A 13,290-nucleotide genomic window follows, 5' to 3' on the forward strand; every position below is an offset into this window, starting at 1 on the left:
ATAAAACTACACCGAAAGTGACAAAAAATTCACCCACCACCCGCAAAGCCCACAAAATCAACCCTTAGCGATTTCCACAAAAATCCACCACCTCACCAATCCACCCGCATCACAGCTGGCCAAAATACAATTTTGCCAAATCAACATGCACCACATCCCCAGCAAAATCGCCTAACCGCCAGCCAATTCAGCAAAAAATCCAGCCTGAAACCCGCCACACCACAAGCATCCCGCCTCACTCAATGTGAATAAGTGGTGAATAACCCTAGCTGGCTGATCATCAGCTGAAATCAACTGCGCACAAAATCTCTCCTCCAGCAAATTTCAGCCAGCTGAGGAACTACAGGCAAAAGATCTGTTTCGCTCTTTCAGAGCTTATTTCTTTGGGGCACCTTCTCCTTGGGTTGCGTTGCCCCTTCGGGGCTGCCTTACCCAAGGCTAGGCTATTTCACGCCTTCGGCGTAGGCATGCTATATTTCGCGAGTTAGGTGTAGATCAAATCTGCCAGCCAGCATTGAAACCAGCCAGCATTGAAACCAGCCAGCATTGAAACCAGCCAGCATTGAAACCAGCTAGCAATGAAACCAGCTAGCAATGAAACCAGCTAGCAATGAAACCAGCTAGCAATGAAACCAGCTAGCAATGAAACCAGCTAGCAATGAAACCAGCTAGCAATGAAACCAGCTAGAATCAAACCCAGCTAGAATCAAACCCAGCTAGAATCAAACCCAGCTAGAATGAAACCCAGCTAGCAATTGAACCAGCTAGATGATAATTACGCCAGCTGGCTGAGCCTTCATGGCTTAGTTCTGATCTATCAATGACCTTCTAGCGCCCGAGTAATCCTTCGAGCAACTTACCGCCTTTTTTCTTCAGCTGATCTTTGACGGCATCTTCCACGGCGCCTTGAATATCCGGCTTCTTATTCAGCAGATCGACATCTGGCTTGGAGAGGTCACCTTTAGAATGCAGCTGAGCGACCAAGCGCTCACCACGGTACCAGTTATCAGTAATCTCCTTGATCACCTTCTCTTTGCCATCATTGGGAACGTATTCAGCTAGCTTAGTTGCTTCTTTGAGCGTTTTCTGGCTGAGCCTTTCCGCGGCTAAAATTTCCAGCATTGCGTCGTGGTTATAATTTCCCGTTTGCAGCCAAGCATTTCCCAGCAGAGCCACTTCCCAATCACCATACCAGATAGAGATCGGTTTTTTAATCGTCACCTTGCCTAGATGATAGGCCACGGAGAGTGATTTACTTCTACCAAATGACGCGCGCTCAGGAAGTGAGCCAAATGAAACGCCCCAGTCCTTGAGGAAATCCAGCTTTGCCCACGCCTGATTAACCACTGGCACATCGGCATTGATGAAGGATTCGTCCGCAATTGCGAAGTCAATATCCACCTTGGGTTCCAGCGCGCCGGTTTTTGGGTTAAATAATGCTACCACACCTGGGCCGTCGAGGCCGATGTGGGTATAATGAATGCCTTTGACGGAATACATGTCCACCATGCCCGCCATGCTGAGTTTTGCTTCATTAGAGGTGATCAAATCCGCCGGGTCAATTTTCAGGTCATGCAATCGCAGGTTGAGCTCACTGACATTCACTTTGAGGTCAGACTTTTCGTAAATGATCTCCAACTGCGCATCCTTGAGGCTCATGGAATTCAGCGCGGCGATAAATCTCTCGTGTTGTTGAGCATCAAAAACTTCATCATCAGCCACACTAACTGTGGGCTCAGCTGGTTTTTCAGCCACTTTTTCAGCCGCCGGCGTCTGATCAGCTAACTGGCTGGAATCGTCAGCGGTGGGAGATTTCAACAATGGCTCGAGCGAATGACCGCCATTTTCATAAATCGTCATCTTCGCTTTCAGGCCAACGATATCAAATTGATGCACCTCCAGCCGGCGTTGGAAAATTTCAGCCAAACCAAGCGCCACTTTCACCCGCGCCATTTCCAGCTCTGGGTTTGTCACGGGTTCTCTATCATCATGCGCTATCGCATGCAGTTCCGCTGGACCTCGTTTGGCAATTTTCAAGCCACGCAAATCCATTGACGGTGGGGCGATTGAGAAATCGATGCTAGCGATCTCCACACGAGCATTCAGGTTTTTCTCCAGCTGGGCGACAATTTCATTTCTGCTAAATAACGAACTGATAAACCAATTTCCCGCGACCACGATAGCCACTACGGTTATCAGAAAAATAATGCCAATACGTAAAATCCACTTTGATTTTCCAGACTTCCTCATACATAGAACTAAGCACGTCGCAGAGCTCAGGACAACTCCATGTTTGCGATCTAGCAATTTCGTCACCTCAGCCCATGAAATTAACCGTACTTACCGCCATTTCCCTCATCATCCTCGGCATCGTTAGCACTGCGAGCTGGAAGACTCTCGGGCTGGAAGAACCCGACCAAACCATGCTGATGTCCATCTTCTTTGGCGGCGCACTCATCATCTCGCTGTTATTCAAGAAGATGTCCGAATCCATCGGCGAGCTCGGCACCGCCGTCGTCTCAGGCCTCGGCATCGTCTCCATGTTCATGACATTGTGGGACAACCACGACTTCAGCCATCCTACGCCAAAACTCGTCACCACCATGGGAGCCATCTGCTGTTTGCACTTCTTTGCGATGGTCAAGCGCATCCGCAGCGCACCGCGTGGTCACGATTGATTTTTCAGTAAAAAAAATAACCCGCAGCTAGATCTCTCCAGCTGCGGGTTAGATAAAAAATATCTATCTAGTCAGAAGATTAATCTTCTTCATATTTGGTGTGACCATCTTTTTTCAGCGCCTTGATCTTATCCATGGCAGCTTTGATAGCGGCGTCGTCCGCCTTGATCACAGCAATCTCCAGCTCACAAAGAGCCGCGTAGCTCTCAGCCATCAGCTTGCGGTAATCCGCCAGCGCTAAGTCGAGCTCTTGGCCAGAGGTGCCAGCACTCTTAAACATCACAGGCACTTCGCTGATACCAGCTAGAATCGCCGCTTGTGCATTTCTCACCGCCTGTACTTTTTCCTCTTCAGTCTTCACTGTGCGCAGGCTCTTCAGAGCTCTGCTTGCGTCATCCATTTGTTGACCAAGCTTGGTATCATCGGCTTGAGCTACGGAAACAGACGCTCCCACTAGTACCATTGCTAATAGGGCTGAAAATTTTTTTGCTTTAATAATCATAGCGGCTCTACAAATAAAGCGCTCGCATGGCTTGTCAATCACCGTGAATCAACACTTGAAAGATTCCCAGCTCAATGGCTAAGTTTGCCGCCACATGGCCGCCAAAAAAGGAGAAAAGAAACTCACCCCGATGATGTCGCAATATCTGACGATGCGACGCTCACTGCCCGATGATGTTTTGCTGCTATTTAGCCTCGGTGATTTCTACGAAATGTTTTTCGAAGACGCCCAGCGCGCTGCTGAAATTCTCAACTGCGCGCTCACCAAACGCCATGAAACGCCCATGTGTGGGTTCCCCCATCACGCGGCTGAAGGATACATCGCCAAACTCATCAAAGCGGGCAAACGTGTCGCACTCGGCGAGCAAACATCCATCCCGCAGGCGGGTAAGTTAGTAGAACGTGAAATCACTCAGATCATCTCAGCTGGAACCGTGAGCGACCTCAACCTGCTAGATGATAACAAACACAACTACATCGCCTCGTGTTACATCATCAAAGAACAATACGGACTCGCCTGCGCTGACCATACCACCGGCGAATTCACTCTAGCGGAATTCAACTCGCTAGACGCGCTGAAAGACGAACTCAACCGCCTCTCACCTACCGAGCTCATCATCGCTGACGATCAGGTCGACGAGCTCAGCTCGCTAGCTCAAGCACTGCCATACGATGCCTTCGCCTACATTCCAGATCAGGCGCGTCACACGCTGCTAGAGCATTTCAAAGTTCAATCATTGATCGGCTTTGGCTGTGAGGAAATGACCGCAGCCTGCTCAGCAGCTGGCGCCACCTTGCACTACCTGAGCTATCAGATGCGCCGGTCCTGTGACCATTTGCGAAAAATCAGCGTGCGCAATACCACCGAGCACGTATTGATAGACACCTCGTCGCAGCGCAACCTCGACTTGGTAGAAAGCCGCTCTGGCCGCAAACATACATTACTAGGCGCGCTGGATAGAACATCCACACCAATGGGCGCACGCAAACTGCGCGACTGGATTCTCCACCCACTGTGTGATCTTGAGCCTCTAACTCAGCGGCAAGATCTCATTGCCTGTTTCCTCGATCAGCCATTCTTGTTAGCCAAATGCCGCGACGCCCTCAAAGGCATCCGCGACATCGAGCGCACCAGCTCACGCTTATCACAAAACCACGGCAACGCGCGCGACCTGCAAGCGCTGACATGCTCGTTAGAAAAAATCCCCGAGCTGAAAGAAGACCTTAAAGCCGTCATCCACGCCGCACCTAACCAGCTGGCCGACCAGCTAGCGGAAAAAATCCACACCTTCCCCGAGCTCACCGAGCTGATGAACCGCGCGCTGGCTGACGAACCACCATCGACACTCAAAGACGGCGGCATGATTCGCGACGGCTACCTCGCCGAGCTCGACGAACTGCGCAATGCCTCGCGCGATGGCAAAAAATGGATCGCCAGCCTACAAGAAAGCGAGCGCAAGCGCACAGGAATCGATTCTCTAAAAATCAAATATAACAACGTGTTTGGTTACTTCCTCGAGGTCACCAAAGCCAATGCCGGCAAAGTGCCCGATGACTATCAGCGCAAGCAAACAATGGCTAACGCTGAACGCTTCATCACTCCAGAGCTGAAGGAAATGGAAGGCAAAATCCTCGGCGCCGACGAGAGATCGCGCCAGCTGGAATTTGATGCCTTTGTCGACCTGCGCCTGCAAGTTTGCGAGCACATCGACGAGCTGCAAGAAACCGCTAACGGGCTAGCTACACTCGACGTCTTACTTGGCCTCAGCGAAACCGCCCAGCTCTATCAGCACACTCGCCCAGTGCTCGACGAATCCTTCCAGCTGAAAATCACCGAAGGGCGCCATCCAGTGCTAGAGCAGACACTGGTGGAAGAAAAGTTTGTACCTAACTGCACCAACATCGATCCAAAATCCAGCCAGCTAATTTTACTCACCGGCCCTAACATGGCAGGTAAATCTACCTACATTCGTCAGGTCGCGCTGATCACACTGATGGCGCAGATTGGTGCTTACGTTCCAGCTGAAAGCGCCCACATCGGCCTCGTTGATAGAATTTTCTGCCGAGTTGGCGCCTCAGACGATCTCGCTCTCGGCCAGTCCACCTTCATGGTAGAGATGAACGAAACCTCGCTCATCATCAACAATGCCACCGAGAAAAGTTTGGTCATTCTCGATGAAATTGGTCGCGGCACCGCAACCTTCGATGGTCTATCTATCGCTTGGTCAGTCGCCGAACACCTGCACGACGACATTAAAGCGCGCACACTTTTTGCCACCCACTACCACGAGCTCACCGATCTAGCGAGAACGCGACCAGCTGTAGCTAACTACAACGTGGCCGTTAGGGAGTGGAATGACGACATCATCTTCCTGCGCAAAATCGTCGAAGGCACAGCTGATAAGTCGTACGGTATTCAGGTCGCCCGCCTAGCAGGACTACCTAGCAGCATTATTGATCGAGCCAAAGACATCCTCAGTCACCTCGAAGGCAATGCGGTAAAACCTGAGACAAATAACAAAACAAAGGCAAAGAGCAGCCCTAAGCGGACAATGCCTAAGGCCAACCCAGCCCAGCTGGACATGTTTGACTAAGCGGCCACATTTGAGATTCCCCATAGCTGGCTAGATACCAGCATTCATAGAATAATTAGAATCAAAGCTAGCTGGATCACTCCAGCTAGCTTTCTCGTACTTACAAGCTAACGAAGAACTTTAAGCCCGATACTTTCGAGCCTGCTCGCAGGGCGCTAAAAAACAATTTGCCAAAGCGAACGTTATAGCGCACGTTTCGACTATGAAAACGATCACCGCAACCTCTGCACGCTCAGATCTATACCGGCTGATTGATGCCGCACAGAGCACGCATGAACCTGTGCAAATTACAGGCAAGCGAAACAATGCGGTCTTAGTCTCTGAAGACGACTGGCGGGCAATTCAAGAAACTCTCTATTTGCTCGGCGTTCCAGGCATGAGAGAATCCATAGTCGAAGGCATGGCCGAAAATATTGATGATTGCGCCGAGGAGATAGACCTGTGAACTATCAACTCATCTATACGCGTCAGGCCCAGAAGGACGCCAAGAAACTCAAAGGCACCAATCTAGCAAAAAAAGCTAAGGAACTTCTACAGCTGATTGCAGAGGATCCATTAGCCTCACCGCCTCCCTACGAAGCCTTGGTCGGAGATCTCAGAGGCGCCTATTCTAGACGCATCAACATTCAACACCGCTTGGTTTATTCCATCGATGAAGAGCACACTGTGATTAAAGTGCTGCGACTCTGGACTCATTACGAATAAACATGAAGTGGCTAGGGCCGGCTGAAAATAGAGCTTTGATTGGAACTAGCCTGCTAGGGTCCTACTCAAGCTAACTAGCTAGACTTTGGTCTCACTCGGCATTTTATTGGTCTGGTTTTTTACGGTATTTCACAAAAGCAAATGCGCTGCCGTCGGCTTTCCAACATGGTGAGTTCATGGTGCCATTGCCGCCGAATAATTCTAACTCAACACTTGGCTGCCCTCCAGCTAATGGCATGCTGTGAATCTGCACAGGCAAGTTAGGCGGGTGACCTTCGGTACCAGCTGGATAGCTCAGGTAGATGAATTTTTCCCCCGCTGGCTGTGGGTGCGGGAACCAATTGACTCGTGAATCCTGGGTGAGCCGCTCAACTTCGCCGCCAGCTGTGGCGATGCGATAGATCTGCGCGTTGCCCGTCTGGTCGGAGTTAAAATACACCCATTTACCGTCAGCTGAGAAATTGGGTCCATCTTCGTGACCGTCGCTAGCGTAGAGAAGTTTTTCACTTCCTCCAGCTGAGTCCATCAGCCAGATATCACCTTTTTTCTTCTCCGGATCAACGCCACAAAAAACCAAAGTTTTACCGTCTGGTGAAATACCATGCAACCAAGCTGAGGACGAAAGCCCAGTGCGCAGAGAAAGAGTGATTTGCTCGGGCGTACCACCAGCAAATGGCAGTCGATAGATATGGGGAAACTTGCTGTAATAAATCCACTGCCCGTCTGGTGAGATGAGGTGGTCGTTGCTGATGTTAGTATGTGAACCAGCTGGAATTTCTGCTGGCTCAGCACTGCCGTCCGCTGGGATTTTGTACAGCTTGCCAGCTGAGTTATAAACCAGCCACTTGCCGTCAGGCGACCAGTTAGGCGCTTGTATCACTTCAGCTGATTGGTACACCACACGGTGGGAAAATTCACCAGCCAGCTGGCCGATACAGAGTTCGCTAACCATTTCCTGTGGTTCTGAGTTGTTCATTTGCTTATTTTGTTCCGCCGCCACAACGGCTATGGTGGCCACGCTGAGCACAGCAGCTAGCACAGGTTTCCAAATATTCGCCTTCATGCTAGAAGCTAAACACCTGTTTCCGCGCTGTGGCAAGCATTGCTTTTCCAGCCAGCTGATTACCAGCGGACCAGCTCGGCTAACAAGACATCCAACATTTCTGGCTGAGTACCCACCGCGGAAGCCAGATAGACGGTCTGATCATCCAGCTGGTGTTTTCTACCAATTACTGGCTGGCTGATATCAATGCCCATGTCTTCGGGGATATCCCAGCCGCCGTGTTGGCCGTTAGCTATGAGAAATGCGACGACAACCAGCTGGCTGGCGGTGATGCTCTGGCGCCAGTCTTTGACAAATACTGGCTCTTCTAGATAGACGTCTTCTACCTGCTGGAACAAGCCCAGCTGGCGGATTTCATCGCGGTGCCATTTCAGTGTGGCTGTTGAGGTTTTGCTTTTCGTTGAGCCGTGACCAACTAACAACATCGCAGTTTCAGCCAGCTGGCTATTTCCAGCTAGATCGAATTTTTGCAGTAATGCGCTGGCGGTTTGCACAAGCAGTTCCTGCATCCTCGGGTTGACGCCAAGCGGCTGGCAGAGGTGGATGGTTTTGCCCGCTAGATAGTTGGTGCCTTGTTCGAGTCCGAGCATCTGAGGGATGACACGCTTGGTGAAATAGCCTTCCGCTAGAAAGACCGGCACCACGAAGATTTCATCCGCTGTGCATCTAGCTAACGCGCCCTCGACGCTGGGTTGTTCTTTGAGAAAACCTAACTCGACTTGAGCAAACAGGCCCAGAGCGCGCAGCCTTACCGCCAGCTGGCGGCAGCTGAGTGATGAATCTGGGTGTTTGGAGGAACCGTGCCCCAGGATCAATACGCTGGCCTGGGCAAAGCGCTGGCGCTGCTGCAGGCATTGACTCCATACGGGATCTGCTGTGGCTAGGGGTGATGTGGGCTGGGCTGATGAGTGAGCGCTCATTGTCTAGCTGTTTACCATTCCTCTGCGGGAATGCAAATGTGATGTGGTAAAGATCCGTCTAGCGAGATGATGTGAGCTACATGATAGATGGCTTCATTAGAATTTGGGGAGGCTATGTTTGTTGGGCTGTTGCGCTCTTTCAGAGCTTCCCCTTACATCTACATCAGGTCCTATGGTTGCGTTAGGCCTACGGCCTTGCCTTACCATAGGCTAGGCTGTTTTTCGCCTTCGGCGATTTTCTTTGGCTCTGCTTGGTGAGATTGTTGCGCTCTTTCAGAGCTTCAGCTTACATCGTCATCAGGTCCTATGGTTGCGTTAGGCCTACGGCCTTGCCTTACCATAGGCTAGGCTGTTTTTCGCCTTCGGCGATTTTCTTTGGCTCTGCTTGGTGAGATTGTTGCGCTCTTTCAGAGCTTCACCATACATCGTCATCAGGTCCTATGGTTGCGTTAGGCCTGCGGCATTGCCTTACCATAGGCTAGGCTGTTGCACGCCTTCGGCGATTTTCTTTGGCTCTGCTCGGTGGGATTCCAGCTGGATGGTCTACGCCTCCAGCTAGATGGTTCCATTTCCAGCTAGATGATCCTTTTCCAGCTAGATGATTCCTTTTCCAGCTAGATGATTCCTTTTCCAGCTAGATGATTCCATTTCCAGCTAGATGATTCCATTTCCAGCTAGATGATTCCATTTCCAGCTAGATGATCCTTTTCCAGCTAGATGATCCTTTTCCAGCTAGATGATCCTTTTCCAGCTAGATGATTCCTTTTCCAGCTAGATGATTCCATTTCCAGCTAGATGATTCCATTTCCAGCTAGATGATCCATTTCCAGCTAGATGATTCCTTTTCCAGCTGGCTGATTCCATTTCCAGCTAGTTGCTTAGTTCTTGAGCTGAGCTGCTTTTCTGACGAGTTGACGGGTTATTTTTCGATAAAAAAAAAGGCCGCTGGAATATCCAGCGACCTTTGAGAATTTTATTACCTGATGTTGGTCAGGCGGCGAGACGATTAGTCTTCTGATGGGCTCCACTCTTCGGTAGAACCAGCAGCCAGGTTGAATGCCTGCTCGAGTCCAACGAGGTCTCCGCTTGGGCGAAGTGTCTCGAAGCTTTGTGACTCTTTCTTGAGTTCGTCTTCTGAGTAAGCAACTGCCTTGATTGAAAGGCCGATACGACGCTCAACGCGGTCAACTTTGATGACGCGAGCTTCGATTTCATCACCCACTTTGATGACGTCTTTGACGCGCTCAACGTGACCTTCACTGAGTTGTGAGATGTGGATGAGACCGTCGATGTCGTCTTCGAGGTTAACGAATGCACCAAAGCTTGCGATCTTAGCAACTGATCCCTTAACGAGATCACCAACCTTGAACTTAGCTTCGATTTCGCTCCATGGATCAGACTCAAGCTGCTTGACGCCGAGAGATACACGCTGGTTCTCTTTGTCGATGCTGAGCACGATAGCTTCCACTTCGTCGCCCTTCTTGATGACTTCACTTGGGTGGTTGATCTTACGTGTCCAAGACAGGTCGGATACGTGGATCATGCCGTCGATGCCTTCTTCCATAGCGATGAATGCACCGTATGCAGTGAGGTTACGAACTTCACCCTTAACGACTGTGCCGATTGGGTAACGCTCTTCGAGAACACTCCATGGGTTCTCCTCAAGCTGACGCACGCCGAGAGAGATCTTCTGCTCTTCGATGCTGATGCCGAGAACAACTGCTTCGATTTCTTGGTCGAGCTCAAGCACGTCGCTAGGACGAGTGATACGCTTAACCCAAGAGAGTTCAGAAACGTGAACGAGGCCTTCAACGCCTTTTTCGATTTCGATGAATGCACCGTAAGGGAGGAGCTTAGTCACGCTACCCTTAACTTGGGTACCGATTGGGAACTTAGCTTCGATGTCTGCCCATGGGTTATCAGTCATCTGCTTGAGACCGAGTGAAACACGCTCCTTCTCACGATCAACATCAAGGATGAGAACGTCGATTGGCTGGCCAATGTGAAGAAGTGCTGATGGGTGGCTGATGCGACCCCAGCTCATGTCAGTTACGTGAAGCAGTCCGTCCATGCCCTGAAGATCGATGAATGCACCGAAGTCAGTGATGTTCTTAACGAAGCCTTGAACCTTGTCTCCAACCTTAACAGTCTGGAGGAAGTTCTGGCGCTGCTCAGCGCGCTCAGCTTCGATAACTTCACGGCGAGAAAGAACGATGTTCTTGCGCTCGTCGTTAACTTTAACAATCTTAAATTCAAATACTTTACCGAGATACTCGTTAAGGTCTTTAGGTGGGATGATGTCCACTTGTGAGCCTGGAAGGAATGCTTCCACGCCAACGTTAACCATGAGGCCGCCTTTAACAACGCTCTTGATCTTACCTTTAACAAGGCCACCATCGTGGTATACACCAACGATTTTTTCCCAGTTCTTGCGATGAGCTGCCTTCTCTTTAGAGAGAACAACCATGCCTTCATCGTTTTCGAGTTTCATGAGAAGTACTTCTACTTCGTCACCGATCTCGATTTCGTCATCTTCAAACTCAGAGAAAGGAATAGCTCCTTCTGATTTGTAGCCAATGTCGACTAATACGACCTGTGGCTTTTTGATGTCAATGATAGTGCCGTTAACTACTGCACCTTCTTCAAATTCACGGAATTTAGAATCAATTAAATCCGAGAGTTCTGTTGTTGTACTCATTATATTTAGGTTAAGGTTAGGTTCCTTGGTTTACTTTCCTCCTGCATTTGCCCCAGGATGTCCGACGGGTAACGGGGCGCCTACAACACCCGCCGGGAAGAAAGATTTTGGGACGCGCAAACTAGCTCAATCGCCCTACATAGCAAGGAGAATGTGGCCAAATCTGTAGATTTTTTCCAGCTGGCTGAAAAATGCCACGCGCCGCAGCAAAAATGCGCCTCACCCGCTGTTATTCAGCTAGTTAAACACATCCGCAATACAAACAAGCGATGATATCACCACAATCCGCAGCCAGTAATCTCCAGCTGGGTGATTTCTCATCCTCAGCGTGTCATTTTTCAATCATCAGCTAGCTCACTAGTTGAGCGAGTTTGCCTAGCTGGCGCGGTCCGTAGCACCATCACCAGCTAGAAAATTCCAGCTAGCGCCAAATTTGCGCTCTCTGCTGCTTAGTCACTTCCTCAAACTTCTTAAACCCGTCGTGGCTAGGTCCACCCCAAACACGATCAGCCATGACCGCCAACGGCATCTGGTAGAACTTATTAAACCAGTCGTCTTCATTTTCCTCAGCACCATCAGCCCACAGGCACATCTTGTAGCCTAAGACCTGCTCGTGTTTCAGCGGCTTCCAGTTATCATAGAGCCATTCGTAGCGCACGTATCCGTAGTCGCCCGGCTTGCCCTCACCTTTACCAGGGGTCACATAAAGACCTTCTTTTCCTGACTCTGGCGTCAAGATCACCTGATAGCCGGCATCTAAAATCGCCTTCTGACGTGGACGATTCCATACATTGATCACAATATCATCAGCTGGATGAATGCTCGTCTCGTTGCGTTTGGTTTTGTTCGGGCTGAAATTCCACCAGTTCCATATTTGTGTCGTTTTGCCGTGAGACTTAACCAGCTCATTCACCTCATTGATCCAATCCACAAAAATATCTCCCGGATGGCTAAAGCCCATCTCCATCGCCGCAGCTACCATTTCAGGCGCTGCATTCTTCTGCTCGTCGTACTGCCATTCATCACCACCGATGTGAAAATATTGACTGTCAAATAGCGGAATCCACTCGTTGAGCAGATTATTGATCCACTCACGGTTTTTCCTTTTGGATACGTCAATCACCCAGGCCTGATTCTTTTCGTTAGCTTCATCGCCCTGCCACTTCGCCTGACGCATACTCGCTGATTTAAAACCTAACTCAGGCGCGTAATTCGTAATCCAAGTAGCGTGCGCTGGCAGATCAATCTCTGGCACAATCTCAATGTGATACTTAGCCGCATAGTCCTGCAGGTGGCGGATGTCTTTTTTTGAATAAGCCTGCTCACTTGCCAGCCCTGGGTAAACCTCACTCTTCAGACGGAATCCATTCCACTCCGTGAAATGCAAGTGCAAGACATTCATCTTCAAGCGCGCCATCTGACGCATCAACTTCTCCAAATACTCGATCTCAAAATACCGGCGACCGCAGTCGACCATCATGGCCCGCTGCTTCACCTTTGGCTGGTCTACCACCATGCCTTTAGCCACTGCATCACCAGTGCCAGCTAGCTGGCTCAATGTCTGCAGTCCATAAAAGATACCTGTGTTTGTTGAAGCCGATAGCTTGATCTGATCACCCACTTCCAGCTGGTAGGCTTGTTCACCTAGCTTCTTGTTAGCGCCATCCAGCTCTATCACCAAATGCGCCGCCTGCTTATCCGTTAGCTTGATATCAGCCTTACTAATCTCAGCCCACTCAGATTTGAACACCGCAAATTCATTAGCCAATAGCTCAAGGTCGCTAGCCTCCACAAAAACACCTAGCTGAGTAGGCCACGCCAACTCACCACCAGTCAGAGACCACGGCTGCGTGGCTGGCACCGTCACCGGGCTCTGCTCTGCCCGCATCTCCGCACCTGAGAAACTAACCCAAACACCCACAGCTGCAGCCATTAGGCCAGAGCTATAACAACGACTCGTCTTCTTCAAATCATTCATTGATGCCTAAACTACGTAATCTCAACTATTTCTCTAGCACAAAGAAATAACAATATCATTACACCATTTGAGACTCTATGAAGAAAACCCAGCTTGCGGAGCCAGTCTTTTAGTTAGTTTGAAATCAAAACCACGCCAGTCAGCAGCTGGCTA

Annotated in this window: 10 protein-coding genes; 4 read left to right on the plus strand and 6 right to left on the minus strand. The window is 50.0% G+C overall.

What is annotated here, in order from left to right; translation table 11 throughout:
* Nucleotides 1-828: 828 nt before the first annotated feature.
* The gene (locus JIN82_RS07125; protein ID WP_200310947.1) at nt 829-2,250 is read right to left on the minus strand and encodes an AsmA family protein; all 1,422 of its coding nucleotides are present in this window, start codon (nt 2,248-2,250) and stop codon (nt 829-831) included.
* Between the two features lie 74 nt (nt 2,251-2,324).
* Here JIN82_RS07125 and JIN82_RS07130 point away from each other — a divergent pair, with 74 nt between their 5' ends.
* Nucleotides 2,325-2,678: a hypothetical protein gene (locus JIN82_RS07130; protein ID WP_200310948.1), complete on the plus strand. Its 354-nt coding sequence runs from the start codon at nt 2,325-2,327 to the stop codon at nt 2,676-2,678.
* A 79-nt stretch (nt 2,679-2,757) separates the two neighbouring features.
* Here JIN82_RS07130 and JIN82_RS07135 read toward each other — a convergent pair whose 3' ends face one another.
* The gene (locus JIN82_RS07135; RefSeq protein WP_234041846.1) at nt 2,758-3,141 is read right to left on the minus strand and encodes a hypothetical protein; all 384 of its coding nucleotides are present in this window, start codon (nt 3,139-3,141) and stop codon (nt 2,758-2,760) included.
* Between the two features lie 133 nt (nt 3,142-3,274).
* Between JIN82_RS07135 and mutS the strand changes: the two genes are divergently transcribed.
* The 3 genes from mutS (at nt 3,275) to JIN82_RS07150 (ending at nt 6,478) form a co-directional block, all read left to right on the plus strand.
* Complete coding sequence (mutS, locus tag JIN82_RS07140; RefSeq protein ID WP_234041847.1) at nt 3,275-5,773, plus strand: DNA mismatch repair protein MutS; 2,499 nt, start codon at nt 3,275-3,277, stop codon at nt 5,771-5,773.
* Nucleotides 5,774-5,975: 202 nt separating this feature from the next.
* Nucleotides 5,976-6,218: a type II toxin-antitoxin system Phd/YefM family antitoxin gene (locus JIN82_RS07145; RefSeq protein ID WP_200310950.1), complete on the plus strand. Its 243-nt coding sequence runs from the start codon at nt 5,976-5,978 to the stop codon at nt 6,216-6,218.
* A complete protein-coding gene (locus tag JIN82_RS07150; RefSeq protein WP_200310951.1) occupies nt 6,215-6,478 on the plus strand; it encodes a Txe/YoeB family addiction module toxin in 264 nt (87 codons plus the stop codon). Before JIN82_RS07145 ends, JIN82_RS07150 begins: the two co-directional genes overlap by 4 nt.
* 103 nt (nt 6,479-6,581) lie before the next feature.
* Here the strand turns inward: JIN82_RS07150 and JIN82_RS07155 are convergent, their stop codons facing one another.
* The 4 genes from JIN82_RS07155 to JIN82_RS07170 all read right to left on the minus strand — a co-directional run bounded on the left by JIN82_RS07155 (nt 6,582) and on the right by JIN82_RS07170 (nt 13,137).
* Nucleotides 6,582-7,541 (minus strand): TolB family protein, encoded by a 960-nt coding sequence (locus JIN82_RS07155; RefSeq protein ID WP_200310952.1) that lies wholly within the window; start codon nt 7,539-7,541, stop codon nt 6,582-6,584.
* Between the two features lie 59 nt (nt 7,542-7,600).
* Nucleotides 7,601-8,461, minus strand: coding sequence for a CbiX/SirB N-terminal domain-containing protein (locus tag JIN82_RS07160; RefSeq protein WP_200310953.1), 861 nt, complete (start codon nt 8,459-8,461; stop codon nt 7,601-7,603).
* Nucleotides 8,462-9,467: 1,006 nt separating this feature from the next.
* Nucleotides 9,468-11,159 (minus strand): 30S ribosomal protein S1, encoded by a 1,692-nt coding sequence (locus JIN82_RS07165; RefSeq protein ID WP_200310954.1) that lies wholly within the window; start codon nt 11,157-11,159, stop codon nt 9,468-9,470.
* A 421-nt stretch (nt 11,160-11,580) separates the two neighbouring features.
* Entirely contained in the window at nt 11,581-13,137 is a 1,557-nt protein-coding gene (locus JIN82_RS07170; RefSeq protein WP_200310955.1) for a family 20 glycosylhydrolase, read from the minus strand.
* Nucleotides 13,138-13,290: the final 153 nt, after the last annotated feature.

It is taken from the genome of Persicirhabdus sediminis, from assembly GCF_016595495.1.
Taxonomy (GTDB): Bacteria; Verrucomicrobiota; Verrucomicrobiia; order Verrucomicrobiales; family Akkermansiaceae; genus Persicirhabdus; species Persicirhabdus sediminis.

What these genes read in the sequence shown, in the direction of transcription:
- JIN82_RS07135 (WP_234041846.1), bottom strand. Translation starts at nt 3,141, where the DNA reads ATGGTACTAGTGGGAGCGTCTGTTTCCGTAGCTCAAGCCGATGATACC.
- JIN82_RS07165 (WP_200310954.1), bottom strand. Translation starts at nt 11,159, where the DNA reads ATGAGTACAACAACAGAACTCTCGGATTTAATTGATTCTAAATTCCGT.
- JIN82_RS07155 (WP_200310952.1), bottom strand. Translation starts at nt 7,541, where the DNA reads ATGAAGGCGAATATTTGGAAACCTGTGCTAGCTGCTGTGCTCAGCGTG.
- JIN82_RS07160 (WP_200310953.1), bottom strand. Translation starts at nt 8,461, where the DNA reads ATGAGCGCTCACTCATCAGCCCAGCCCACATCACCCCTAGCCACAGCA.
- JIN82_RS07130 (WP_200310948.1), top strand. Translation starts at nt 2,325, where the DNA reads ATGAAATTAACCGTACTTACCGCCATTTCCCTCATCATCCTCGGCATC.
- mutS (WP_234041847.1), top strand. Translation starts at nt 3,275, where the DNA reads ATGGCCGCCAAAAAAGGAGAAAAGAAACTCACCCCGATGATGTCGCAA.
- JIN82_RS07125 (WP_200310947.1), bottom strand. Translation starts at nt 2,250, where the DNA reads ATGAGGAAGTCTGGAAAATCAAAGTGGATTTTACGTATTGGCATTATT.
- JIN82_RS07170 (WP_200310955.1), bottom strand. Translation starts at nt 13,137, where the DNA reads ATGAATGATTTGAAGAAGACGAGTCGTTGTTATAGCTCTGGCCTAATG.
- JIN82_RS07145 (WP_200310950.1), top strand. Translation starts at nt 5,976, where the DNA reads ATGAAAACGATCACCGCAACCTCTGCACGCTCAGATCTATACCGGCTG.